The sequence below is a fragment of the Halothiobacillus diazotrophicus genome (genome assembly GCF_001663815.1).
Taxonomy (GTDB): domain Bacteria; phylum Pseudomonadota; class Gammaproteobacteria; order Halothiobacillales; family Halothiobacillaceae; genus Halothiobacillus; species Halothiobacillus diazotrophicus.
Genome location: NZ_CP016027.1, coordinates 1,936,535 through 1,960,915, shown reverse-complemented (window position 1 = coordinate 1,960,915; position 24,381 = coordinate 1,936,535). Strand labels below are relative to the sequence as shown.

The 24,381-nt window shown below is 62.8% G+C and carries 20 protein-coding genes; 9 read left to right on the top strand and 11 right to left on the bottom strand.

Annotation, left to right across the window (positions count from 1 at the left end):
* Nucleotides 1-53 precede the first annotated feature (53 nt).
* Nucleotides 54-587: a type II secretion system protein GspM gene (gene gspM, locus A9404_RS08525; RefSeq protein ID WP_066100245.1), complete on the top strand. Its 534-nt coding sequence runs from the start codon at nt 54-56 to the stop codon at nt 585-587.
* Nucleotides 584-1,399 (top strand): type II secretion system protein N, encoded by an 816-nt coding sequence (gspN, locus tag A9404_RS08520; RefSeq protein ID WP_066100242.1) that lies wholly within the window; start codon nt 584-586, stop codon nt 1,397-1,399. Before gspM ends, gspN begins: the two co-directional genes overlap by 4 nt.
* Nucleotides 1,400-1,474: 75 nt before the next feature.
* Here the strand turns inward: gspN and A9404_RS08515 are convergent, their stop codons facing one another.
* Nucleotides 1,475-2,695: an MFS transporter gene (locus tag A9404_RS08515; RefSeq protein ID WP_197490315.1), complete on the bottom strand. Its 1,221-nt coding sequence runs from the start codon at nt 2,693-2,695 to the stop codon at nt 1,475-1,477.
* Between the two features lie 194 nt (nt 2,696-2,889).
* Here A9404_RS08515 and A9404_RS08510 point away from each other — a divergent pair, with 194 nt between their 5' ends.
* Nucleotides 2,890-3,687 carry a DUF2076 domain-containing protein gene (locus tag A9404_RS08510; RefSeq protein ID WP_066100236.1) on the top strand — a complete coding sequence of 266 codons (798 nt, stop codon included), beginning with the start codon at nt 2,890-2,892 and terminating at the stop codon, nt 3,685-3,687.
* A gap of 10 nt (nt 3,688-3,697) precedes the next feature.
* On the opposite strand, the gene A9404_RS08505 is transcribed toward A9404_RS08510, so the two are convergent.
* Complete coding sequence (locus A9404_RS08505; protein WP_082922849.1) at nt 3,698-4,762, bottom strand: AI-2E family transporter; 1,065 nt, start codon at nt 4,760-4,762, stop codon at nt 3,698-3,700.
* 546 nt (nt 4,763-5,308) lie between these two features.
* Between A9404_RS08505 and A9404_RS08500 the strand changes: the two genes are divergently transcribed.
* Complete coding sequence (locus A9404_RS08500) at nt 5,309-6,313, top strand: sulfurtransferase (protein WP_197490314.1); 1,005 nt, start codon at nt 5,309-5,311, stop codon at nt 6,311-6,313.
* Between the two features lie 149 nt (nt 6,314-6,462).
* Nucleotides 6,463-7,281, top strand: coding sequence for an inositol monophosphatase family protein (locus A9404_RS08495; protein WP_066100230.1), 819 nt, complete (start codon nt 6,463-6,465; stop codon nt 7,279-7,281).
* A 108-nt stretch (nt 7,282-7,389) separates the two neighbouring features.
* Here the strand turns inward: A9404_RS08495 and A9404_RS08490 are convergent, their stop codons facing one another.
* From A9404_RS08490 to A9404_RS08465, 6 genes are read right to left on the bottom strand one after another with little or no spacing between them, the layout of a single operon-like run.
* On the bottom strand, nt 7,390-8,808 hold the full coding sequence (locus tag A9404_RS08490; protein ID WP_156521293.1) for a hypothetical protein: 1,419 nt from the start codon (nt 8,806-8,808) through the stop codon (nt 7,390-7,392).
* Nucleotides 8,805-10,664, bottom strand: a complete 1,860-nt coding sequence (locus tag A9404_RS08485; RefSeq protein ID WP_066100225.1) for a VWA domain-containing protein — start codon at nt 10,662-10,664, stop codon at nt 8,805-8,807. The genes A9404_RS08490 and A9404_RS08485 overlap by 4 nt, the downstream gene beginning before the upstream one ends.
* On the bottom strand, nt 10,661-11,623 hold the full coding sequence (locus A9404_RS08480; protein ID WP_066100221.1) for a VWA domain-containing protein: 963 nt from the start codon (nt 11,621-11,623) through the stop codon (nt 10,661-10,663). Before A9404_RS08480 ends, A9404_RS08485 begins: the two co-directional genes overlap by 4 nt.
* Nucleotides 11,617-12,129 carry a hypothetical protein gene (locus tag A9404_RS08475; protein ID WP_066100218.1) on the bottom strand — a complete coding sequence of 171 codons (513 nt, stop codon included), beginning with the start codon at nt 12,127-12,129 and terminating at the stop codon, nt 11,617-11,619. The genes A9404_RS08480 and A9404_RS08475 overlap by 7 nt, the downstream gene beginning before the upstream one ends.
* Nucleotides 12,130-12,139: 10 nt before the next feature.
* Nucleotides 12,140-13,186, bottom strand: coding sequence for a DUF58 domain-containing protein (locus tag A9404_RS08470; RefSeq protein WP_066100216.1), 1,047 nt, complete (start codon nt 13,184-13,186; stop codon nt 12,140-12,142).
* A gap of 14 nt (nt 13,187-13,200) precedes the next feature.
* Nucleotides 13,201-14,163 (bottom strand): AAA family ATPase, encoded by a 963-nt coding sequence (locus A9404_RS08465; protein WP_066100213.1) that lies wholly within the window; start codon nt 14,161-14,163, stop codon nt 13,201-13,203.
* A 358-nt stretch (nt 14,164-14,521) separates the two neighbouring features.
* Between A9404_RS08465 and A9404_RS08460 the strand changes: the two genes are divergently transcribed.
* A complete protein-coding gene (locus tag A9404_RS08460) occupies nt 14,522-15,136 on the top strand; it encodes a DUF4124 domain-containing protein (RefSeq protein WP_066100209.1) in 615 nt (204 codons plus the stop codon).
* Nucleotides 15,137-15,174: 38 nt separating this feature from the next.
* Here the strand turns inward: A9404_RS08460 and argB are convergent, their stop codons facing one another.
* Genes argB through coaBC form a run of 3 tightly spaced genes read right to left on the bottom strand, consistent with a single transcriptional unit; the run spans nt 15,175 to nt 17,768 of the window.
* Nucleotides 15,175-16,062, bottom strand: coding sequence for an acetylglutamate kinase (argB, locus tag A9404_RS08455; protein ID WP_066100206.1), 888 nt, complete (start codon nt 16,060-16,062; stop codon nt 15,175-15,177).
* Nucleotides 16,063-16,093: 31 nt separating this feature from the next.
* The gene (gene dut, locus A9404_RS08450) at nt 16,094-16,549 is read right to left on the bottom strand and encodes a dUTP diphosphatase (RefSeq protein WP_066100203.1); all 456 of its coding nucleotides are present in this window, start codon (nt 16,547-16,549) and stop codon (nt 16,094-16,096) included.
* A gap of 28 nt (nt 16,550-16,577) precedes the next feature.
* The gene (coaBC, locus tag A9404_RS08445; protein ID WP_066100200.1) at nt 16,578-17,768 is read right to left on the bottom strand and encodes a bifunctional phosphopantothenoylcysteine decarboxylase/phosphopantothenate--cysteine ligase CoaBC; all 1,191 of its coding nucleotides are present in this window, start codon (nt 17,766-17,768) and stop codon (nt 16,578-16,580) included.
* A 171-nt stretch (nt 17,769-17,939) separates the two neighbouring features.
* Here coaBC and A9404_RS08440 point away from each other — a divergent pair, with 171 nt between their 5' ends.
* The 3 genes from A9404_RS08440 to A9404_RS13425 all read left to right on the top strand — a co-directional run bounded on the left by A9404_RS08440 (nt 17,940) and on the right by A9404_RS13425 (nt 24,137).
* Nucleotides 17,940-18,509, top strand: a complete 570-nt coding sequence (locus tag A9404_RS08440) for a protein disulfide oxidoreductase (protein ID WP_066100197.1) — start codon at nt 17,940-17,942, stop codon at nt 18,507-18,509.
* A gap of 922 nt (nt 18,510-19,431) precedes the next feature.
* Nucleotides 19,432-23,586 (top strand): RHS repeat-associated core domain-containing protein, encoded by a 4,155-nt coding sequence (locus tag A9404_RS08435; protein ID WP_197490313.1) that lies wholly within the window; start codon nt 19,432-19,434, stop codon nt 23,584-23,586.
* Entirely contained in the window at nt 23,574-24,137 is a 564-nt protein-coding gene (locus A9404_RS13425) for a hypothetical protein (protein ID WP_156521291.1), read from the top strand. The genes A9404_RS08435 and A9404_RS13425 overlap by 13 nt, the downstream gene beginning before the upstream one ends.
* Nucleotides 24,138-24,381: the final 244 nt, after the last annotated feature.

Here is a 24,381-nt window from a genome sequence, read left to right as displayed (position 1 = left end):
GCATTGAATAGACGGGCGCTGATATTCAAATGGCCCCTGCACGGGATAGGCATATGAATGGTTCCATGACCGCGCTGCGCGCGCGGATCGACGATTTTTGGCAGCAGCGATCGGCCCAGGAGCGGCGAACGCTGTTGCTGGCGGCCGTGGCCGTGGTGCTGATGTTGGGTTATCAGTTCGTCTGGACCCCCATTCAGCAGGCGGCGCAGCGGGAATCCGCCCGGCTGGCGGCCGCCCAGGATCTGGCGCAGTTCAGTGCCCGGGCACGGGGGGTCCTGAGTCGGGCGACGCCAGTGGCTGCACCGCAGTCCGGCACAAACCTGCCGCCGATGCTTTGGGTCGAGCAGGCAGCGCGGAAGATGGGCATTCAGGATGCGTTGATCCAGCGTCAGCCGGACGGTGACGATCGCGTACAACTGAAATTTGCGGCGGTTCCGTTCGAGACCTTGGTTCAGTGGCTGATGCAGGCACACGCGGCGGGCCTCTCCGTGCTGCGGGCCGACATCACGCCACAGAATGGCGATGCCGCGCATCCCGCGGGTCGGGTGGATGCCTCGCTGGTCCTGAGCCGGGCCAACGAATCATGACGGTGGCGACGGGCGCCGGGGCCGCTCGACGGTCCGGCGCATTCGGCTGGCTGGGCGTGGCGCTGCTGATCGGGGTGTTCCTGCTGAGCTGGGGGGTGTCGTTGATCCTGACCGCTCCGGCAGGGCTGGTTCGTGTTCCGGCCGGCATGCTGCCGGGGAACATGACCCTGACACCGGTGTCGGGGACGATCTGGCAGGGCCAATGGCGCCTGAACCTGCCGCAGGGGGATGCGTGGGCGGTGACCGCGCGCTTCCGTCCCGCCGCGCTCTGGCACGGCCGACTGGATTGGCGGATCCGCGTTCAGGGGGATGGCGTGTCTGCCTCGGCGGACGTGTCGCCGGGCTGGTCCGGCGTGGCGATCGACGGACTGACGGCGCGCTGGGCGGGCGATGCGATGCGCCTCGTCACGGCCTGGCCGATGGGCGGTCGGTTCGATGGGCGTGGGGCGGTATATCTGCGACGCATGCAGCAGGGCCTGATGCCCGAATCCGGTTCGCTCAGCCTGCGTTGGACGGATGCGCAGCTGACCACGACGGAACCACTGACCCTGGGCACCCTGACCTTGTCCACCACGCTGGCCGATGGCGGGCGACTGTCCGGTCGCGTCACGCCCGAGGCCACCTCGAATGCCCCGTTGCTGGGACAGCTCGATCTCAAGGGCAACATCCACGATCCGCAGCACATCCGGGTGACGGGCTGGCTGCAACCCACGTCTGCAGCCAGCCCGGCCTTGCGGCAGCAATTGGGGCTACTGGGGACAACGGATGCGCAGGGGCGCATCCCGGTCAACGGGTTTCTTCCGGGCGCCTAGCCCCAGAGTGTGGCGTGTCCGGCGCTTGCCGCAGGCGTTCTGGGTACTGATGTTCTGGCTTCAGGTGCTCTGGCTTCAGGTGCTCTGGGGGGCCGCCTTGGCCCGCAGGTCGGGCAGGAAGAGCGCGATCACCCCGATCAGCGGCAGAAAACCGCAGTCCAGAATCAGCGTGTCGATGCCGTAATGGTCGGCAAAATGGCCGAGCAGTGCCGCGCCGATCCCCGCCGTGCCGAAGGCGAAACCGAAGAACAGCCCGGAAACCGCACCGACCCGTTCCGGGAAGAGTTCCTGTGCATAGACCACCATGGCCGGGAAGGCCGAGGCAAGCACGAATCCGATCACCAGCAGCAGACCCGATTGCGCCATCAGACCCACGTGCGGCAGCAGCAGGGTGAAAGGGGCGACCCCGAGAATCGACAGCCAGATCACCCGCTGGCGGCCGATCTTGTCGCCGATCGGCCCGCCGAGCAGGGTGCCGGCCGCCACGGCAAACAGCAGGAGGAACAGATGCAGCTGCGCTTCCTGGACCGGCAGGCTGAACCGGTGCATCAGGTAGAACGTCAGGTAGTTGTTCATGCTCGCCAGGTAGAGGAATTTCGAGAACATCAGGATCAGCAGGGCGGCCAGCACCCATAACCGCAATGTCCGGGAAAGGTCGGGCGGCGGCAGAAGGCGTTTGGCCTTCGGCTTGCGATGCTGCTGGGCCGCCCATTTGCCCACCTGGAACAGGACGACCATGGCGATCAGAGCGGCCACCGTGAACCAGGCGATACTCGACTGGCCGTGGGGAATCACGATCAATGCTGCCAACAACGGGCCGGCCGCGTTACCCGCGTTACCGCCCACCTGAAAGATCGACTGGGCGAGACCGGGGCGCGCGCCAGCCGCCATGCGGGCGACGCGCGAGGATTCGGGGTGGAAGACCGACGAACCGATCCCCACCAGGGCAGCGCCGCCCAGGATGAACCCGTAATTCGGCGCGAACGCCAGCAGGAACAGACCGCTGAACGTGAAGCCCATGCCCATGACCAGCGAATAGGGCATCGGGCGTCGATCGATGGCGTTGCCGATCAGCGGCTGGAGAATCGCCGCCGTCAACTGAAAGCACAGGGTGATCAGGCCGATCTGGGCGAAGCTGAGCGAGAAATTGCTCTTGAACAGGGGGTAGATCGAGATCATCAGCGATTGCATCAGATCGTTGAGAAAATGCGACACGCTGATCGCACCGAGGATCCGGTACTGGGTCGGGATGGCCGGGGCGGCGGGCGCAGCGGAATGAGTGGTCGGCGTTGTCATGATTTCGCTCGGATGGGTCGCGGGGTGGTTCGGAACCAGGGAGAATTATTATAGATTGGCTACCTATCTTTTGCAGGATTGGGTCGGATATCGCATGAGTGCAGGGTGTCTGCCAAGATTCGTCCTGCCTCGGGGAACCGTACCGGGCAGATCGAACTCAAAGGAACCACGATGACTCGCATGTGAGGGCAACCATGAACGCGCAAGAACAGACCCTGTTGACGACCCTGCTCCGCAATCTGGACCAGGCGGCCGCTGAACTGGCGTCGCAGGCCAAGGATGCGGAAGCCGATCGGCTGATCCATCAGGCATTGGCCCAGCGACCGGACATCGCCTATCTCCTTGTGCAGCGGCACCTGCTGCTCGAACAGGCGCTGCAGAGCGCGCAGGCGCGCATCGGCGAACTGGAGCGGAATGCGCCCGCATCGCCGGCCGGTGGCAGCTTTCTCGGTTCGTCTTCGACGGGCGCGACCAATGTCTATGGCCAGGCCATCTCTCCTGCGGCCGCCCAGACATCGGCGCAGCCGACCGCAGGCCCATCGGTGGCTGCCGCGCCTGCCGGCCGCGGGTTGGGTGGCGGCTCGTTTCTGGGTACGGCCGCGGCGACGGCGACGGGCGTGATCGGCGGGGCGTTGCTGTTCCAGGGTATCGAGCACCTGATGGGCGGCGGTCAGGGATTCATGGGGGGCAATGACTGGTCCGGCATGGCGGAACCGACCGAGGTCACGAATATCACCGAGAATTTCTACGGTACTGATATGAACGGGGCCGGGATGGACACGGCTGATGCCGGTTGGTCGAACAACTTGCCCAACGATGGCTTCGACGATCCTGCCGCCGATCCGATCGACCCGCAGTATGCGAGCCTGAACGATGACGGTTTCGATCCGGGATTCGGGAACAGCGCGGACGATGATTCGGGCGGTGGCCCATTCGACGGATTCTTAGGGGACGGATTCTTCGGTGGTGGGGACGACGACAGCTGGGTCTGAGGGACCGGCGTCACTCGTCCGCGGTCAGCGCCGCTTCACCGCGCAGCTGGGTGCGGTGGAGCCGGGTGTGGTCGACCGCGATTTTCAGGACCATCAGGATCGGTACGGCCAGGAATACCCCGGCGACGCCCCACAGCCACCCCCAGAACAGGACCGATACGAAGATCAGGATGGGGTTGATGATGAACATCTTCCCCGCAAAGATCGGCTGGATGAACTGCCCTTCGATGATGTTCAGCAGAAGTAGCAGCGACGGCGGCAGCAGGACGGCCCCGAGGTTGTTGAAGGTCAGCAGGGAGACGGCCAGCACGATGGCGAGGTTGATGGCCGGACCGATGTAGGGGATGTAGTTCAGGATGGTGGCCGAAATCCCCCAGATCACGGGATTCGGCATCCCCGTGACCCACATGACCAGACTCACGCAGACCCCCAGCCCGATATTGATGACGGTGATGAGCAGCAGGTAATGACTGACCTTGCGTCGCGCATCCTGTGCGATGCGCACGAATATTTCCTGATAACCCGTGTTCCGCCACACGTTGCGTGCCGTGTTGGCCAGATCCTCTCCGAAGGCCAGCAGCAGGTAGATCAGCACCACGGTTGAAATCAGGCTCACGAGAAAGCTCTGTGTGTTGTTCAGCAATCGATTCAGGACGGAAGGCGGTTTGACCGTGACGACCTTGTTCCGTGCGGTGGGTACGCCCACCGACGACGAGATGGCGTCGATCTTTTCGGTGGTTTCCTGAACGTTCTGGATCGAATGACGCACGACGATGAGCTTCTTCTCGACATGCTTCAATTCCGTGGGTAGGCGCTCCATCCAGACGCTGATGGGTTCGGACAGATAGTTGAACAGCGCACCGATTCCGACGGTGAAGAGCACGATGATCAGGGCGCTGCTGATGGTGCGTGGCAGGTGCCATCGATGGAGAAAATGCACGATCGGGCTCAGGATGAAAGCGGCGAAGATCGCGAAGAAGATCGGGATGAAAATCGAGTGCGCGACCTCCAGAAAGGCGACGATGAGGCCGATGAATAGCCCCCACACGGGGAGTCTGAGTGCGCTCGGTTCCATGGTGTTCACTGTCCGGGAGTTGATGGGGTGTCGGGATTCCGTGCGTCGGCTGCGTCCTGTGTTATCGAGATGCAGGATCCGGGGCGCGTTGCGAGGAGTATAGGTCGACGAAAAATATTGTGCGTGCCTTTCTGGCCATCCTGCAAAACCGACAGCGCCCGCCCGATCGTCGTGTCGTGCGTTCGTTTCTCATCAACTAACTTGGGTCAATTAACCTGGGTCAATTAACCTGGGTCAATGAGCTTGGGTCAATGAGCTTGGGTCAATGAGCTTGGGTCAATGAGCTTGGGTCAATGAGCTTGGACTGTTCCGTCATTTGTCGAGGGCGCTTCGTCCTTGAACCTGTTTATTTGGGTTCTTCGGATCGTCCCAGTGCCGGACACAGAATGTTTCCTGGTTATTTATTAGTATTTCATATTATTTACGACCTCGATTGGCCCAGTAAAAACATTTGGTTGAGTGCGCTTTTTACTTGTCACAGAGTGATTCCGGAGGATCGTTCGCATCCGCCGTCATTCAAAACGAAACACAAGTGAGGAGCCGGCCATGAATCAGAAACCCACCCGGATGCCCTGGGGTATCCCCTTGATGCTGTTGATGACCACGGTGATGGGCATCGGGCAGGCTCGGGCTGCCGAATCGACGGTGTTGCCCGGGCCCCTGGTCACCGTGCAGTGGCTGCACGATCATGCCAAGTCCGTCCAGATCGTCGATATCCGGGACGATCTCGACGGTCTGATGGACAACCCGAAATACATCACCATCAAGGGTAAGAAGGTTCTGCAGCTGAGTGGCGGCCATATTCCGGATGCTCTGTCCGTGAATTTCTGGGCGTTGCGCGTCAAGCGAACGGTGGAAGGCAAGAAACTCGACTTCCAGTTCCCGACGGCCGAAGAGTTCCAGGTCGTGATGCGGACTTCCGTGCTGGAAAACGGCAAGCCCATCGTGCTCGCGCCGACGGGTGACGATGCCATTTCGCTGCAGGAAGCCGCATTTCTTGCGCTCGAACTCGAAACCTTCGGCGTGCCAGCCGATCAGGTGGCCATTCTCAACGGCGGCACGCACGCCTGGCTGGCGGCAGGGTATCCCGTGGTGGTCGATGCCATCGTACCCATGGATTCCAGCAAGTGGCTGGCGGGCAAGGAACGGCATGATCTGATCGCGACCACCAAGCAGGTCAAGGCAGCGCAGCGGTCCCACGAGTCGATTCTGGATGCCCGGCCCCTCTCCGAATTCATCGGGATTGCCAAAAGCCCGGTTGTTCCGGAATTGGGCCACATTCGCGGCGCACGTGCGCTGCCTGCCGAGGCGCTCTATTTCCGGGCCGAGGATGGCTCCTGGCGGTACATGAACGCCGCGCATTACCATGCGGCGGTTCGTGCGTTGCATCTCGGCAAGGTGTCGCCCGCCATCGTGTATTGCAATACGGGACAGTATGCCGCCGGTGCCTGGTTCATCCTGAATCGCATCATGGGACTGCACCACGTCCGCGAGTATGCCGGTTCGATCTACACCTGGGAAAACAAGGGCCAGCCTGTCGTCGGTCTCTGACCCACCGACTGCTTGCCGAGGCGCCAATCCCGGACGCGACAGCGCCCGGGATTTTGGTTGTCTGGAATGGGGCCGACGGCTCGATCCCCCGGGCCGCCTTTGCTATCGTTCCGCCCTGATCAGGAAACACCAGGACTTCAGGGGCAGCGATGACGGCTTTTACGTTGAACGATACCGATTGGCGGGCGATCCAGGCGCAGATGCGGGACATCGCCCGGCAGCACATGTTGGCCGGCGCCACAGCCGTCGAGACCAAGGCGGACGGCAGCTGGGTCACGGCGGTCGACCATGCCGTGCAGGCCGCCGTGCAGGGCTGGTTGGCCGAGCGCTTTCCCGGCGTGGGGTTTCTGGGCGAGGAGATGAGCGAGGCCGAGCAGGATGCGGCGTGGGCGGCCTGCCTCGCGGGCACGCAGTCGCTCTGGGTGGTCGATCCTCTGGACGGCACCAGCAACTTCCGGGCGGGATTTCCCGTGTTCTCCCTCACGCTCGTGCTGCTGGACCGGGGGCGCGTCGCGGCCGGGCTGGTCTACGATCCGGTTCGGGACGAACTCTTCCATGCCCGGCGCGGTGCCGGCGCCTTCCTGAACGATTCCCGGCTGGACGTCCGTCCGCTGCCGGCGATTCCGCTGGCCCGCTGTCTGGCGACGGTGGACTTCAAGCGGCTGCCCAAGCCCCTGGCCTGTCGGCTCGCCAGCGAAGCGCCTTTCGGGTCGCAGCGCTCGATCGGCTCGGTCGCGCTGGACTGGTGCTGGCTGGCGGCGGGCCGAACCCAGGTCTACGTCCATGGCAAGCAGAAACCCTGGGATTATGCTGCCGGTCAGTTGATCGCGCTGGAGGCCGGGGCCGAGTCCGCGCAGCTGGACGGGACGCGGGACGAACCCGATGCGGTACTCGCCCTAGCCCCCCGATCGGCGGTGGCGGCGGTCAGCCCGGCGCTGATGGCCGAGTGGTTGGCAGCCCTCGGCTGATCCGTCGCCGGTCCGGCGTTATTCCTCGTCAGATTCCTAGCCAGATTCCTGGCCAGATTCCTGGCCAGACTCTTGACCAGATTCCTGGTGCGTACCCTGGTACTGACCCTAATGATGACCTTGGCGATGCCCCGGGGCGACTGCCTGGAAAAAGACCCGGGGTAGCCAACGGACGAGTTCGTCGCGCACCGACGGGAATGCCACATGCGCGCTGTCGGTTGCGTCGAGGCTGGCATTTTCGGGACGATAACAGAGCCGATCCAATGCCTTGACCGCCGCCATGAAGCGCGGGTTGGGCGCGCGGTCGATCATCTGGCCCACGCTGGGCAACCCGGTTTCCTGACGCAGGGTGCGTAGCAGCGCCTGCGGATCGGCGCAAGCCGCCAGTCGGGCCTGCGCCGCACGGTAGCGTTGGCGGATCGCCCAGCGGCGCCGGAGATCGCGGACGCCGTAGGCACCCGCATAAACCAGCAGCAGCATCACCCCGATGCGCCACCACCAATAACCGATGCCGCCCAGCACGCGTTGCCCGGTCGATGGTGCCCAATGCAGGGTTTGCGGGGCCAGCGCCGCGTAGCGCAGCTGCTGGCCGGGTTCTGCGGCGCGGCTGTCCAGATAAGGCAGGCGCAGTTCGGGGAGTTTCGCTTCGGTGGTGTCCTGTCCCGCAGGCGCGGGTAGCAGGGGGATGCGGATACTGTAGGTCTCGGCCAGGAGGTCGTCCGCGGGGACCGGGGTGTCGGTGGCGAGCCGAATCTCGGGCGTGCCCACACGCAGATGGGCGGGGCTGAGCAATTGTTCGTCCAGCATCTTCTGCAGGGCCTGGGCCGTGAGGCCTTCGCCGGTGACGCGCAGATGCCAGTCGACGGGTTGCCCGGCCGATAACGGCGGCAGGTCGTCGGCCCGAATGCTCAGTTTCGGCGCCACCGGCAGGTATTCCGGCCAGTAGCCCGGCAGGGGACGAATGCTCAGCTGACGCGCCACGGGCATGAAGGTATAGGGCGTTTCACCGCTGCCGACCGTGCGGAAGGTCATTTCGGCGAACGAGAGCACGGCGGTGCCGGGTTGCAGGGGGGTGACCGCGAACCGGTACACATAGCGGTTGACCAGTCGGCCATTCAGGTTGACGAGCTTCTGGTCGATGCTGATCCGTCGGGTCACGAACGCGTCGCCGTGCGGTCGATGGAGGCGGTGGTCGGTCAGCGAGCGCGTCCGGTCCAGAATGGTCAGCGTGACCAGAAACGGAGCGCGGACCAGCAGGCCGCCCGCGGTCGGGGCGATATCGGTTTCTACCGTGACGCCTTCCGGAAGTTCTCCGGCACCCGACGCGCTGACGAGATCCTCCGTCGGCGGCAGAGGCACGATGGGCCCCTGCGTGTGCGGTTGCGTGGCGGTCATCGCCGACGACTGGGCCGAAGGCTGGTTGGCGGGTGTCGGAATATCGAAGGCCTGGGCCGCCGCCAGGCCGGCGATCCCGAGCAGCGCGCCCAGAGTCAGGTCGCGGATCAGCCGGGCCATGGGGGCGTTCATGGCGCCGCTCCGGTATCGAGTGCATGGTAGGGCTGCTGGCGGAGGAGCCCGTCCAGCAACGGCGCCGGCTGATCGTTCACCAGATCCAGTTTCTTGCGTGCGCTGGCGCCGATCGCTTCGGTGAGCGCAAAGGGGGCGGTTGGCTTGGCGGCCTGGGGTGTCGCTGCCCCGGCACCATTCACCCCGCCGCTGCTTTGCTGGATCTCCTTGTCCATCTTGCTGGTCTTCGGTTCGTGGTAATAGCCGTAGGTCGCTGCCTGATACCCCTTGAACTTCGGGCTGTCCTGCTCGTTCTTGCTGGTCTTTTTCCTGAATTTGTCGACAAGATCCCGGTTTTTCTTCGCGTTTTCATTGTCTGGCTGGATGGCGAGCACGGCGGAGAACGCATCGAAGGCGGCATCGTAGCGACCGGTCATCACCAGGGCATCGCCCAGGTTGAACAGGGCGAGCGCGCGCTCGGCCGGTGCCTGCGCCAGCCACAGGGCCATCTGGAACTGGGTGACGGCGAAGGGGTAGTCGGCACGTCGATAGGCGGCGATGCCGGTACCGAGCCGCGCCGGGAATCCCTTGGCGCCGGACAGCAGAACCTGTGCCCGGGCAAAGTCTCCCTGGGCCATGGCCTGATTGCCCTGCGCCAGCTGTTGTCGATTGTCCTGGCGCGACAGCGTTGCGGCGCCGTCGGCGGCCTGGGCCGGTGGCGGCAGGCTGCTGCCGAGGATCAGCGCGGTGGTCAGGGCCAGCAGACTCGGCACGGTGCTGCCGGTCGCTCGCCCGGATGCGCGCGGCAGACCCAGCAGCCCGGCGCCGATCAGGCTGAGCACGGCGAGCAACAGAGGCAGCGCATGGAGCGATCGGGTCTGGTCCTGCGCCCGGCCTTGGGGGGGCAGATCGGGCAGCTGCCGGATCCGATCCAGCAGGAAGGCGGCATCGGCCGGCAGGGTGCGGGTCGACATGGCCGCGCCCCCGGTGAGCTGCGCCAATTCCTCGACGCGTTGGGGCGCGGGGCGGCTGATGATCGGGTTGGCTTCACTGTCCTTGATGGGTTGTCCCTCGGCCATCAGGGGCCCGCCGTCGCTGGCTTCGCTGATGGCGAACAGCGGCAGTCCATGCCGTTTGAGCTGTTCCGCGGCAGCCAGTTGCCGGCTGCCGGCCGCGCCGACGAAGCTCGCCTGATCGGCGCTGGTGAGCCAGACGATGGCGCCGCCCTTCAGGTCGCTGAGCTCGGCGGCGACGTCGAAGGCCTGATCGGGCTGTGGGGCGACCACCGGATGGGCGAGGGACGGGATCTGCTCGAGGAAGTAGCGCAGCAGATCCGGATCGATCGACGGCGGGAGGAGCAGCCCGGCCTGGTCCGCGTAGACCATGAGACCCAGGCGGCGCTGGCCGAGTTGCGGCAGGAGCAGCCGGATGAGCTGCACGCTGCGGGACAGTCGATCGGGACTGACGTCCTGGACGCTCATTGCGGCCGAATCGTCGACGACGAACAGGATGGGCGGCTGCACCTGCATGGCCGCACCGTCCGCTTTCGGCACGCGGGGGTCCGCCAGACCCAGGGCAAGCAGCAGCCAGAACAATCCCAGGAGCCATAGGGTTGCCTGCCGCCGGCGCGGCGACTGATTCCGACTCAGGCGCGTCATCGCCCACGGTGACAGGCCCGGATCGGCATAGCGGATCAGCCGCTGTCGCTGCCATCGATGCCACAGCAACAATCCCAGCGGCGGAAGGAGGATGAGCAGCCACAGCGGTTGTGCCAGGCTGGGCAGGGCGATGGGCGTCTGTCCCAGCCAGGCCGCGACGTCGCCCAGCCCGAACGCATCGAACAGCCATGCCAAATAATGGATGAACGCGGTCGTCATGTTCCACCCCGGAGGCGGAGATCGAGGCCGCCCGCCGACAGCATCAACAGGGCGGCAAGGATCAGGAAGCCGCCGTACAGCGGCGTGCGGTGATGAACGGCGGGCGTGCCCGCCACAGCCACTTCACGTTGGGCGATGGTGTCGGTCACCCGGTTCATGGCGGCAAGATCGCCCGCGAGAATGGGGCGCCCGCCACTCAGATCGGCCAGTTCGGCCAGGGTCGGTTGCCCCTCGTCCGGTGCGCTGCCGGCGGGCGCCAGATTGACGGTATAGATGTGGATCTTGTTGGCGCGGGCCAGCGCCAGGGCTTCGGCCGGGGTCATGATGCCGCCGGTACTGAAGCCGTCGGTCCAGACGATCAGCAGCGGCGGTTGCTGGCCGGCGTGACTGCGGGCCGTCATGTCGCGGATCGCCAGGGCCAGGCCATCCCCCAGCGCGGTCGCGCTGCCGTTGACGCCGGCCCGCAACTGCCGGATCCAGAACGCGAGGGCGCGATGATCGCCCGTCATCGGCAGGAGTTTGCCCGCCGAGTCCGTGACCACGATCAGGGAGAAGCGATCCTGGGGTCGCGCGTTGATGAAGCGCATCAACCCCTGTTTCATGGCCTGCATCCGGGCGATGAAGTGTCCGTCGCCGGTGGGGAAGTCCTTGGCGCTCATGCTGGGGCTGGCGTCCACCAGGAGCAGGATCGAGCGACTGGGCGGCGGTGGTTTGATCCAGGCCCCAAGCCATTGCGGCCCGCTCAGCGCGCCGATCAGTGCCGCCAGGGCCAGCGTCCAGAGCAGGGGTACCCATCGGCCGGAACGCGGCAGCTGTTCCGGTGCCGATTCCCGTTCGAGCACAGGGTGGCGCAGCATCAGCGAGACCGGCAGGGCGGCGTAACGACGATGAATCTGGCGCCAGACCCAGGGGAGCGGCAGCAGCGCGAGGAGCCAGAGCGGGGCGGCGAACGTCAGCATGATGCCTCCGGGCGGCGTAGCCGACTCAGGGTCTGCATGGTGCACAGGAGTCCCTGGAGCGCCGCGCCATCGGCCGAATCGGGGCCGAAACGCAAGGCATCGAGCTGACGGACCAGCGGTTGCCAGTGCGTGGGCAGAAGGGGGCGTTGCAGGGCCGGCCGCATGCCGAAGTACCGGGCCAGCGCCCACATCGCGGCGGCGGATAGCTGTGCCGGCGTGTACCTGTTGGCTTGCGGCCGGTCGAGCAGGCGACGCAGTCGCTGCAGGCGCCAACGCAGGATGATGCCGTGGCGGTCCTGCCAGACACGGAAGACCAGCAGCCCTGCCAGGATGAGCAGTACCGATGCGGCCAGCCACCAAACCCCGTGATCCCGGCCCTGTTGCGTCAGGATCGCCCCGAGGTGTTGCGTGATCGACGCCGGTTCCGGCCACAGAATGTCCACCAGCCCCTGAGGGGCCGTGGACGGTATCTGACCGGGCGGATGCTGAAGCGGCGGCAGATTCATGATGCGGTGCTCATGGGCTGGTCCGATTCCGATCGTTCCGGTCGCTCGCGACCGGCTCGGTGACGGCCTGCCCCCGTTGTGCCCCGGCGATCTGCCGGGCGAGATCGGGCACGGCCTGATCGGTGAACAGCAGGGCATGCCAGCCGCCCAGAGCGCGGGCCGTGTCCTCGAGCGTGATCCGCCGTTCCTCGAACAGGCGCGCCAGACGTTCGCGCTCGGCGGACCGATGGGTGTCGATACGGCGGGGCGGGTTACCGGCGAAGACCACCGATCCGACATCCGGCAGCGCGCGTTCGACCGGGTCCGCGATCTGGACGAACAGCACGCGGTGATGCTGGGCCAGCGGCAGCCAGACCAGCGGGCCGTGCTCGTTGCCCGGTTCGGTGAGGAAGTCGCTGATGACGACGATCACCTGCCCGTCGGGCAGGCAGCGCAACAGCCGTTGACGAAAGCCGGCCCAGTCGCCGTCCGTTTCCCGGTTGGCCTCGCCGATGGCGGCCCATTCGGCTAGGGTCGACAGACGGTGCATGAGGGCCGTCCGTCCGGTGCTGGGTGCGTCCGAGGGCCGTTGCGGCAGGGCCGGGGTGTGCAGGGCCACCGACATGGCCTGGCGCAGGGCGGCGGCGGCAAGCAGGTGGGCGACCGTGATGGCCTGGGTGATCTTGAGTTGCTGCCGGGTGCCGAAGTGCATGCTGGCGCTGGTGTCGATGATGAGATGGCACTGGCGCTGCGCGGGTTCGCGGTAGACGCGGACCATCGGTTCATGGGCACGGGCCGATATGCGCCAGTCGATCAGGCTTGACGGTTCGCCGGGCTGATAGACGCGCAACTGCTCGAAATCGAGACCCTGACCCAGGCGGCGTGCGAGCTGGTCGCCGGAAAGCAGGGTCGCAGTCGGTGCGCTTTCCTCCATCAGGGGGCCGATCTGTGCCCCCAGTTGCCAGGCGGAGCCAATGGCGTCCGCTGCCGGCATGAACCGGTCGATATCGGCGGGGTTAGGCGCGTGCGTCCGCCGTCCGGAGGACGAGCGGCGCAGCAAGGCGGTGAGGCGTCCCACGCGAGCTTCCGGAATCAGGGCGGCGGCAGGTGGGTGCAGATCTGCTGGATGACGTGGTCGCGCGTCACGCCGGCGACCAGAGCCTTCGGACTCATGATGATCCGATGGCGCAGGGCGTCGCCGGCCAGGGTCAGCAGATCGTCCGGACTGATGAAATCCCGTTCGTCGAGCCAGGCCAGGGCGCGCGCCGCCTGTACCCAGGCCAGGGCACCCCGGGGGGAAGCACCGACGAGCACCATGCCGGCGAGTCCGGAAAGACCCGATGCGGCCGCTTCGGGTTGGCGGGTGCTGGCGACCACGTCGACCACCCAGCGTTGTAGGGCGGGATCGCAATGGACCGATTGCACGCTCTTCCGGGCGGCGAGCACCTGCGGGACGGTCAGTTGGCTTTCGGATACGGCCTTGCCGCCCAAGGTGCCCGAGAGCGTCCGGGCCAGAATGTCGTATTCGTCCTGCCGGCTCGGGTAATCGAGCGCCACGTGCAGCATGAACCGGTCCAGCTGGGCTTCCGGCAGCGGATAGGTGCCGGATTGTTCCAACGGGTTCTGGGTGGCCATCACGAGGAACAATTCCGGCAGCGGTCGGCTTTCCCCCGCCACGGTGACCTGACGCTCGGCCATGGCTTCGAGCAGGGCGGACTGAACCTTGGCCGGCGCCCGGTTGATCTCGTCGGCCAGGATGATTTCATTGAACAGCGGCCCCGGCTGGAACGAGAACGTACGGGTTTCCGGATGGTAGATCTCGTTGCCCAGCAGATCGGTCGGCAGCAGGTCGGGGGTGAACTGGATGCGCTTGAAGCGGGCGTGTACGCCTTCGGCCAATGCCTTGACCGCCGTGGTCTTGGCCAGGCCGGGCAGGCCTTCCACCAGAAGATGCCCCCCCGTCAGCAACCCGATCAGCAGGCGGTCGACCAGGGCGGACTGTCCCACGATGAATTGCGCCAGATGGGTGCGCAGGGCGCTGAATCCGTGACTCATGAATGGACTCCGTACTGAAGGGTGGCGCGCGGCATGGGCCGGTCGGCGGTTGTGAGACCCGCTGTTGGACAGGGCGTTCCAGAGGATGCGCTCGGTGACGCGAATTCTGACACGGCAAGCCGGAGAAGGGGAGCCCTCGCCGTCAGGCGGCAGGTTGTACGAGATAAGTGCATGGGTGATCCGGGGATGGGTTGCAGGCTGTTCGAGAGCGGGTGAAAACATTCTAGTGGTTTATTGAATGTTACTCTAGTGGCCGTCCGTTCGTGGCGTCAAGAACGCGACTTGTCAGGACGAACGCGCCACGCGATGATAGGCGCCAAACAGTTAGGGATTGTCGGCGGGTAAGGATATGTCTTCAGTGCAAAAAACCTTCGCAACCTCCAAGTGCCTGCGGTGTGCCGCCCTGCTGGCCGGGTTGATGGGGCTGATTTTAAGCCCCCTCGTGGCTGAGGCGGAACTCTATCGTTGGACCACACCGGACGGTCGTCTGCATTATGGCGACAACATGCCTTCCGGTCAGGCGGCACATGGCTACGACATCATCAATCCCGCAACCGGGGCGGTGATCCGGCATATCGATCGGGCCAAGACGCCCGAGGAACTCGCAGCCGCCGCGGCCGAGGAACGGAAGCGCGAAGAGGCGGCCAAGGCGGCCGAGGAACAGGCGCAGAAGGATCGGGTCCTGCTTCAGTTATATGCCAGCCGGGCAGATATCGAACGTGCTCGGAGCCAGCGCCTTGCAGAGGTCAATGCCCAAATCAAGCAAGTGGAAGATGCCCTGAAGCGGGCGGATGTCCGGGCGCGGTCCGATCAACCGTCGGAGGTTGCCTCGGCCAACCGCGACATCGTCCAGCTGCGCAAAAATCTGGCAGAGCTATACGGCGTGCGCGAGGATGTCACAAGACAATTCGACCACGACCTCAAGCGGTTCGATGAGTTGAAGGGCGCGCGGAAGGCTGGGTCGGATCGCTAAGCCGGACCAGCGATGTCCGGTATGGTCCGTGTCGGATATCAGCCCCGGATCAGGGTGCCGACGCCGCGGTCGGTCAGCAGCTCCAGCAGGACTGCGTGGGGGACGCGCCCGTCGATGATCTGAACCGTCTTGACGCCACCCCGAACGGCATCCAGGGCAAAATCGATCTTGGGCAGCATGCCGCCGTAGATCGTGCCGTCGGCGATCAGGCCTTCCACGTCCCGCGCCGACAACCCCGTCAGCAGCTTGCCTTCCTTGTCCAGAACCCCGGCCGTATTGGTCAGCAGCAACAGTTTTTCCGCGCCCAGCACCTGGGCGATCTTGCTGGCGACCACGTCGGCGTTGATGTTGTAGGCCTCGCCGTCGTCGCCCACGCCGATCGGTGCGACGACCGGAATGAAGTCCTTGTTTTCCAGTACGTTGAGAATCGACGGATCGATGGAGGCCACCTCGCCCACATGGCCGATGTCGATGATTTCGGGCACCTGCATTTCGGGCGTCTTCCGGCTCAGGGTGAGCTTGCGCGCCCGCACGAGGCCGGCATCGCGGCCGGTCAGGCCCACCGCGCGGCCGCCATGGCGGTTGATGAGCGCGACGATGTCCTTGTTCACGAGGCCGCCCAGCACCATCTGCACTACATCCATGGTTTCGCGATCGGTGACGCGCATGCCCTGGACGAACTCGCCCTGCTTGCCGATCTTTTCCAACACCTGGTTGATCTGCGGGCCGCCGCCGTGGACGACCACGGGGTTCAGGCCGACCTGCTTGAGCAGGACGATGTCGCGGGCGAAGGCATCCTGCAGCGATTCGTCGATCATGGCGTTGCCGCCGTACTTGATCACGATGGTCTTGTCGAACAGGCGCTGGATGTACGGGAGCGCCTCCATCAATACGTCTGCGGTTACGGCCGGGTCATGGCGCGCCATGGCGATTTCCTCAAATGCGTGGATGTGAATACTAGCTGCGTCCCGTGTGGCCGAAGCCGCCGGTGCCGCGATGGCTGGGGGTGAATTCCTCGACCGTTTCGAAGGCGACCTGAACGACGGGCACCACGACCAGCTGGGCGATCCGTTCGCCGATCTCGATGGTAAACGGGGTGCTGCCGCGATTCCAGACGGAGACGAACAACTGGCCCTGGTAATCCGAATCGATGAGGCCCACGAGGTTGCCCAGCACGATGCCATGCTTGTGGCCAAGTCCCGAGCGGGGCAGGATCACGGCGGCCAGACCGGGATCGGCCAGATGCAGCGCCATGCCCGTCGGGATGAGCTCCGTCTGACCGGGCGCCAGTACCAGCGGCTCGGCGAGGCAGGCCCGCAAATCCAGTCCGGCGGAGCCTTCGGTCGCATAGTCCGGGCGGGGAATGGTGTCGCCCAGTCGGGGGTCCAGCCATTTCACTTCGATATGGTGCATGTCGGGTCTCTTGATGATTTGGGAGTGGTTATTCGGTGCGTCGCATCAATTCATCGATTATCGCCACGATTTCCGTCGCCAGCGTTGCTTTCGGAGCCAGGGGCAGCTGCTGGCTGCCGTCGGACCAGATCAGGGTCAGGGCATTGTCGGGCTGATCGAACGCGCGTCCGTCGCCCACTTCGTTGGCGCAGATCAGATCCATGCCCTTGGCGATGCGCTTCTCGGCGGCATGACGGAGCAGCTGTTCGGTTTCGGCGGCGAAGCCGACCACGAAGGGCCGGTTGGCCCGCCGCGCGACGGTGGCAATGATATCGGGATTGGGCACCAGATGCAGGGTCAGTCCCGGTTGCGCGGGGTCCTTCTTCATCTTCTGCGGGGCGATTTCGGCCACGCGATAGTCCGCGACCGCTGCCGCACCGATGAAGACGTCCATCGATTCGATGGCAGAGACGGCCTCGGCCATCTGCAGGGCCGTTTCCACATCGATCCGCGTGACGCCGGGTGGCGTATCGAGTGCGTTCGGGCCGCAGATCAGCCGGACGTCCGCACCGCAGGCTGCGGCGGCGGCGGCCAGGGCAAAGCCCATCCGGCCTGAGGAGCGATTCGCGATGAAGCGTACCGGATCGATGGGCTCACGGGTGCCGCCCGCCGTGATCACGACGCGCTTGCCGCGCCAATCGACCGGACTTGCGGGTGTCGTTTCAAGCACCTGCCGGGCGATGTCCTCCGGTTCGACCATCCGCCCGGCGCCCACCTCGCCGCAGGCCTGAGCGCCGGAAGCGGGGCCGATCAGCCGGACGCCCCGGCTCAGGAGCGTCCGCACATTCGCCTGCACGGCGGGGTGCGCCCACATCTGCCGGTTCATGGCGGGTGCCAGGGTCACGGGGGCCGTCGTGGCGAGGACGAGCGTGGTCAGCAGATCGTTCGCCATGCCCTGGGCCAAACGGGCGATCAGGTCGGCGGATGCCGGGGCGATCACCACCTGATCGGTCCAGCGCGCGAGTGCGATGTGATCCATGCCCGCCTCGGCCTCGGCATCGAACAGCTGCATGCGCACCGGATGGCCGGATACCGCCTGCAGGCTCAGCGGGGTGACGAATTGTGCCGCCGCCTCGGTCATCACGACGCGCACCTCGGCACCGGCTTCGACCAAGCGTCGAACCAGCGTGATGGTTTTATAGGCGGCGATGCCGCCCGCTATGCCGATCAGAATCCGCATGGTGTATGTGTCTCACATCCTGTTCTATGATCGAGTACCGTAATTTTTTGGCCCCCGTGCTATCGAAGACGGATCTTCGATGCGCTCATACGGGCGGCACTGCCGTCCAGTGTACCCCACCCGCCTATGGGATAGACTGACCACAATGGTTCGACCTGCGATGATTGCCTGATGACTCAAACGCCTCCCGCTTCCGAAACCCCGCCTCCGACGCCACCGTCACGGCCTGCCCAAAAACGCCGTCGCTGGCTGGTGTGGTTGATCGAGATCGCGCTGTTCGTCGGGATTTTCCTGGCCGTCCGCGCGTACATGGCGCCCAACGTGCCGGAATCCCTGGCGCATGGCGCGTTGCCGTTGATTACGGCACCCACCCTCTCGGGCGGTACGACCACCATCGGATTGCCCGGAAAGCCCACGGCCCTGGTGTTCTGGGCCACCTGGTGCCCGGTGTGCCACGTGGAGCTACCCTGGCTGAACGACCTGTCGAAAACGCACCGGATCATCACGGTGGCGATGCAGTCCGGCGATGCCGATGCGGTGCGTAAATATCTGGTGGAGAAAGGATTGGATCAACTGACGGTCGTCAATGATCCTGAGGGCACGATTGCCCGGAAATTCGGCGTCAGCGTCACGCCGACCCTGTTCTTCATTGCGCCCGACGGCCATATCGCCATGGCGGAAACCGGTATCACCAGCAGCTGGGGGATCCGGTTGCGGCTGTGGTGGCTTCGGCATTTTTGATTGCGGGCGATCAGCCAGGGCGCTGGCGGCTGTGTCTCAGTCGGGGTGGTGCTCGTCGTATGTACCGATAAGTTGATTTCGACGAATTAACCCGTTGATTCATTGAAAAGCCCTGTCGTGAGGCGGGGCTTTTTCGTGGGGGGATTTGCTGTGCTGAACCGAGGCAAAATTGTATTGTGCGTGTCATAAATAGTAGCTACCCTAGCGATTATTGATTTCATGTTCCCGCACAGGACAATGCGATGAAGAAAAACCAAGGATGGCCAGGAGCGGATCACGGAGCAGGCCAAAGAGTAGGCCCGGAGCCGAGGCTCAAGCCGCGTATTCCATCATCAGCATCACCCACCCATTTCAAGACGGTTCACTTGCCCGCGCCAACGGCTAGGCAGCATTGGCGCCAAGGGCGCGTGCGTGCATGCCCGCCAATGCCGCATGTCGGCCTTGGCGGGCATGCAAAAGCGCGTGGCTATGGCAACTTTGCCAACAAATTGAATAAGGAAGCTTTCCCCGCGGATTCCGGTAGGAACCTGGGTGGCAATACACAAGGAGAGACGGTGTGCCAATTTTTAAACCAATGATCAATTTTGTAACAGGCAGGGATAACCCAATGAAATGGAATTTAGCCCTTTGGGGAGGGCTTGTGCTTGTTGCATTCACGAGTCCAGTGTTCGCGTACCCACAGTGTACGGCCGCGCAGTCAAATGATTTTAAAACTTTTTGTAATCAAAAGGGTGCGTACTATAAGAAACTGGAAACAGACTGTGTGGCTCGGAATGGCAACCATTACTGGTGTGGTTTCTATCCATGGCCATCAAAAGTTCAAACCACAGCTAGTGGTGGATTGACCTGTTCGGTTTATTGGATAAGGTCACCTTCTGGTGTGGAATCACCCCTTCCTGAGCAAATCATAAATGCAGGAAATTTGAACTGTAGTTTAGCTACGCCCACAAAACCCAAACAACTAGGCTGTTCTGGCTCTAACGGTTCAGCCGGAAAGCAAATCGGTGAGCCCTGCGACGCGGGCACCGGCAACGAGTTCCAGTACGATACCGATTACCAAGGCCCCTCGGGTACGTTATCCTTCACCCGCGCCTACAACAGCCTGGATACCAATGATCACGGCTTGGGCTACGGCTGGGTTTCCAATGTCGGCAAGCATCTTGAGATCAGTGGCAGTACGCTCACGGCCTATCAGTCCGACGGCAAGGGGCTGCCCTTCACGCAGACCAACGGCGTCTGGCAAGGCGATCCCGATTCCAAGCTGACCCTGACGCAAGACGCCACCGGCTATACCGTGCAGCGCCAGGATGGTTCCAGCGAGCGTTATGATCTGAGTGGTCATCTGCAGAGCGAAACGGATCGTGCCGGGCAAACGACGACTTTCACCTACGACGCCAGCAACCATATCGCCAGTGTGACCGGCCCGTTCGGCCACACGCTCAGCTTCACCTACGACGGCAGTGGCCGTCTGGCCAGCCTGACCGACCCGGCCGGGCAAGTTACCCGCTACGGTTACGATGCCGCCGGCAACCTCACTCAGGTCAGCTACCCCGACGGCACCGCCAAGCAATACAGCTACGGCGACAGCAGTTTCCCGCATGCCCTGACCGGTGTTGCCTTCGTCGACACCAACGGCGTAGTCAGCTCCTTCGACAATTTCGTCTACGACAGCGCCGGCAAGGTCGCCACCAATACGTTGGCCGGTGGGCAGCAGCGTTTCGATCTCAGTTACGATTCCGATACCCAGACGACCGTGACCGATGCCGCCGGGCGCAAGGACGTGCTGACCTTCGAGTCCCAGTTGGGCATCAAGAATCTGCTGTCACGCGTCACGCAAAGTGACGGCAAGGGCCTGACCCAGCAATTCGATGTCCGAAATAATCTGATTTCCAGCACGGATGAGAACGGCCATACCATCACCTATACCTACGACGATCAGAACCGCCTGACGTCCGAGACCCAGGCCGCCGGCACGCCGCAGGCCCGTACGGTCAGCTACCAGTACGGTAGCGACGGTCTGGCTCTGCCGGTCGAGATCGACCGCCCCAGCGTGTGCAGCACGGCGACGCAGCGCACGGTCATCACCTACGATGCCCAGCACAACCCGATCCAGATCACCGAGAATGGCGACACGCCTTCCTGCAGCGCCATCAGCCGTACCTTGAACCTTGGCTATAACAGTGCCGGTCAAGTAACGAAAATCGATGGCCCGCGCACGGATGTGAACGACATCACCACACTAAGCTACAACGACTGCCAGAGCGGCAGCGGCTGTGGCCAGCTCAAATCCGTCACCGATGCGCTGGGCCACACCACTACGTTTGACGCCTTCGATGCCAACGGCCGTCTGCTGCAGAAAACCGACCCCAACGGCCTGGTGACGCAATACGCCTACGATCCGCGTGGCCGCGTCAGCCGGATCACCCAGCAAATCAGTGGTGGCGCGGCGCGGGTCACAACCTTCAGCTACACACCCTTCAACGAACTCAGTAGTGTCGCGCTGCCGGATGGCCGTACGCTGACCTACGGCTACGACGATGCCCATGAGTTGACCGCCATCACCGACAACCTGGGCGACAAGGTCAGCTATGCCTACGACAGCCGAGGCAACCGCAGCCAGACCAGCACCTACGACCCGGACGGGACGCTGATTCGCAAGATCGACGAGGTCTACGACCTGCGCAACCATCTGGCCAGCATCAACGACAGCGGCTCGATCACAAAACAGGTGGTCGATGCGGTGGGAAATCTGCTCCAGCAAACCGACCCCAACAACAACCCGCCGACCACCCACAACTACGATCCGCTGAACCGGCTGATCCAGACCGTCAACGCCATCGGCGGCTCTACCAGCTACAGCTATGACACCAATGGTCAGGTTAGCCAGGTAATCACGCCCATCGGCGCCACCACCGGCTACCAATACGACGACTTCGGTGATCTGCTGCAGGAAGTCTCGCCGGATCGCGGCACCACCACCTACGCCTACGATGCCGCTGGCAACATGATTCAGAAGACCGATGCCCGCGGCGTGATTGCCAGCTATAGCTACGACGCCCTGAACCGGCTGACCGCCATCCACTACAGCGGTGCGACCACGTCTTCGGGACAGCGTGAGGACTGGGATGGTGACCACGACCGAGATCATGATCAGACTCGTTTCTTCAATAACCTCTGGCACAGACTGAAAGCGAATAGCCCAGTTGCCAACGACGCCGATATCAGCCTGACCTACGATCAAGGGCAGAATTGCAGCTACGGCAATGGCCGCCTGTGCAGCGTGCAAGACCAGTCCGGTACCACGCAGTACGCCTACGATGCCTACGGCAATACCGTCACGGCCACACATATCGGCGTAGCAAACGATCATCACAAACCGGTCACCACCCAGGTCCGGTACCAATACGATGCCGGTGACCGCATCGTGGGCATCATCTATCCGGACGGCCGCAAGGCCAGCATCCAGCGGGATGCCATCGGTCGGGTTCAGGCCATCAGTACCACGGTGAGCGGCCACAGCCAGCCCATCGTCAGCGATCGCCAGTACCGCGCCGACGGTCAACTCCTCAGCCAAACCTTCGGCAATGGTTTAATCGACCAACGCAGCTACACCGGCCAGGGCCAACTCAGCAGCTGGACCTTGACCGGCAATGCCGCCCACAGCCGTGGCTACACCTACGATGCCAACGGCAACCTCACCGGCTGGCAGAGTGGTCAATCCCAGGCGATCTACCAGTACGACGCCCTCGACCGCCTCGTCGACGAACAGCAGGGCAAGTACCACAACGCCTACAGCTATGACGACAACGGCAACCGCCTGACCCAACTGCGCCCGAACGGCACCACCAAGGCCTACAGCTACGCGCCGCAAAGCAACCGTATGACGCAGGATGGGCACCAGGCGGTGACCCTTGATGCCGCCGGCAACACCCTCGACGACGGCAAGTACCAGTACCGCTACGATGCCGCCGGCCGACTGACCGAGGTCAAGCAAGGGGGTATCACCATTGCCCGCTACCGCTACGACTACCGTGGCCTGCGTCGGCAGAAGGTCACCGAAGCGGGTACCACCGACTTCACCTACGACCCCAGCGGCCATCTGATCAGTCAGCGAACCGTCAGAGGTCGAGACGAAGGTCAGCGCGACTACCTCTGGACCGACACCGCCCCGATCGCCCGCATCGACTCCCCGGTAGGCGAGGTCAAGATCCACAAGGACTGGTTACCGCCTACACTGATGGGCTTCCTGCATCACCACGAAGGCAGAGAGAACGACCGAGCGGCACGGCTCTACTACCTGCACACCGATGCCATGGGTACGCCGAGACTGGCGACCGATGCCAAGCAGCATGTGGTTTGGCGTTGGAATGAGGATGTGTTTGGTACGAAGGCTTCAACTGATCAGGAGCGCCATGGCCATCGTGACCACGATTGGGATCACAGCAGAGGCCATGGAATTCAGGTCAATCTGCGTTACCCGGGGCAGTACTACGACTCCGAGACCGGGTTGTTCTACAACTGGAATCGGTACTATGACCCGAATACGGGGCGGTATCAATCCAGTGACCTGATCGGGCTAGCAGGCGGAAATAATACTTATCTTTACGCCAATGGTAACCCTGGCGGATGGATTGACCGCCTAGCCCTGGCAGGAACAGAGGAGGAGTTTTCTAGTCCGTTCGTTCCAATTGAACAAGATCCATTAATGTATGAGTATTATGGCCCAGCATTAAGAAATACTCTGAATGATCCAAAGTATTCTAGAATTGAGAGGCATCACTCTTACCCTATCTTTGCTGGTGGTGATCAGAACCAGCCTCTTACGGACTTATCCAGATCGGATCACGTACTTTTGCATCGACTGTTAAATGATTTTCTGCGAACGCAGGAAGATGAGTTTGGGAACCATATGAGACCGCAGTCAAACAACAGTGGGGCCGATATCAGGCAAAACTTTACACGTGATCAACTATTAAGAGCGCTGAGTAAATTTTACGATATGTATTATGACCTTTTTCCAAGTGCTGCAGAAGATTTTTTCAGACAGCACCCAGATTATGCATCATGTCCAAAGTGATCGTCGGCTATTTTATTTATGGGCCAGATAATGGTGGGATATTTCTCGATGGGGCACCATCTGATTTGTTTTGCCCTAAGTGCGGCTTGCTTCTTTCTAGTGGAGAAAACTATGCGCCTGAAAATCTTCATACAGGGAGAATATATCCATTTTCATTTACCAATGATAACAGGCCAATATGTTCAAGCGAGTTTGTCTCTACTGCTCTGACAAGTGACCCAGATGGGGTCTCCTTTGTAGGCGTGTCTAAAGATAAAGACTTATTTTTGGTTTCGCCTCGGCGCAAAGTAACCTTGGATTACGCCCGCAGAAAAACTATTTTTGCGAATAAATGTAATCTTTGTGGGCATTACGCAGAAATTGCCGGGGCTTCACCCGGTTTTATCAAAGATGCTAGCACAATAGATCCTAATGGCTTTTACCGAACAGACGTGTCGTTTGGCAGCGGAAAAGCCCAAGCACCAGCGGTGATTACAGGGACGAGGCTAAAAGAAATAATCGATGTTAAGGGTTTTTTAGGAGTGTATTTCAAGCCTATATTCTTGGAGTAACAATTGGGGTTAGGGAACGTCTGAATAAATCGATCTCACGTGCCTGATTTCAGATTCAGACATCATTTTTGGACGACCACGTTCATGAATCCGGAAAAGCGGGTCGAGATCCCCTGTTTTTTGGCCTGTTTTGGCCAATTTCTGCACCATTGGTGGCATTTACCCAGATTCAAGACCCAATCATCCCATGGCGGCGCTCGTAACTTCGAGCGCGAAACAGGTTTGCCATGCCGGCCAGCAAAGT

Bases quoted from the DNA above. Each gene is read 5' to 3' on its own strand.
- A9404_RS08505 (WP_082922849.1), bottom strand. From the start codon at position 4,762: ATGGAACCGAGCGCACTCAGACTCCCCGTGTGGGGGCTATTCATCGGC.
- argB (WP_066100206.1), bottom strand. From the start codon at position 16,062: ATGGCGCGCCATGACCCGGCCGTAACCGCAGACGTATTGATGGAGGCG.
- coaBC (WP_066100200.1), bottom strand. From the start codon at position 17,768: ATGCGGATTCTGATCGGCATAGCGGGCGGCATCGCCGCCTATAAAACC.
- A9404_RS08490 (WP_156521293.1), bottom strand. From the start codon at position 8,808: ATGAACGCCCCCATGGCCCGGCTGATCCGCGACCTGACTCTGGGCGCG.
- A9404_RS08480 (WP_066100221.1), bottom strand. From the start codon at position 11,623: ATGCTGACGTTCGCCGCCCCGCTCTGGCTCCTCGCGCTGCTGCCGCTC.
- A9404_RS08515 (WP_197490315.1), bottom strand. From the start codon at position 2,695: ATGACAACGCCGACCACTCATTCCGCTGCGCCCGCCGCCCCGGCCATC.
- A9404_RS08485 (WP_066100225.1), bottom strand. From the start codon at position 10,664: ATGACGACCGCGTTCATCCATTATTTGGCATGGCTGTTCGATGCGTTC.
- A9404_RS08440 (WP_066100197.1), top strand. From the start codon at position 17,940: ATGACTCAAACGCCTCCCGCTTCCGAAACCCCGCCTCCGACGCCACCG.
- gspN (WP_066100242.1), top strand. From the start codon at position 584: ATGACGGTGGCGACGGGCGCCGGGGCCGCTCGACGGTCCGGCGCATTC.
- A9404_RS08510 (WP_066100236.1), top strand. From the start codon at position 2,890: ATGAACGCGCAAGAACAGACCCTGTTGACGACCCTGCTCCGCAATCTG.
- A9404_RS13425 (WP_156521291.1), top strand. From the start codon at position 23,574: ATGTCCAAAGTGATCGTCGGCTATTTTATTTATGGGCCAGATAATGGT.
- dut (WP_066100203.1), bottom strand. From the start codon at position 16,549: ATGCACCATATCGAAGTGAAATGGCTGGACCCCCGACTGGGCGACACC.
- A9404_RS08495 (WP_066100230.1), top strand. From the start codon at position 6,463: ATGACGGCTTTTACGTTGAACGATACCGATTGGCGGGCGATCCAGGCG.
- A9404_RS08475 (WP_066100218.1), bottom strand. From the start codon at position 12,129: ATGAATCTGCCGCCGCTTCAGCATCCGCCCGGTCAGATACCGTCCACG.
- A9404_RS08465 (WP_066100213.1), bottom strand. From the start codon at position 14,163: ATGAGTCACGGATTCAGCGCCCTGCGCACCCATCTGGCGCAATTCATC.
- gspM (WP_066100245.1), top strand. From the start codon at position 54: ATGAATGGTTCCATGACCGCGCTGCGCGCGCGGATCGACGATTTTTGG.
- A9404_RS08500 (WP_197490314.1), top strand. From the start codon at position 5,309: ATGAATCAGAAACCCACCCGGATGCCCTGGGGTATCCCCTTGATGCTG.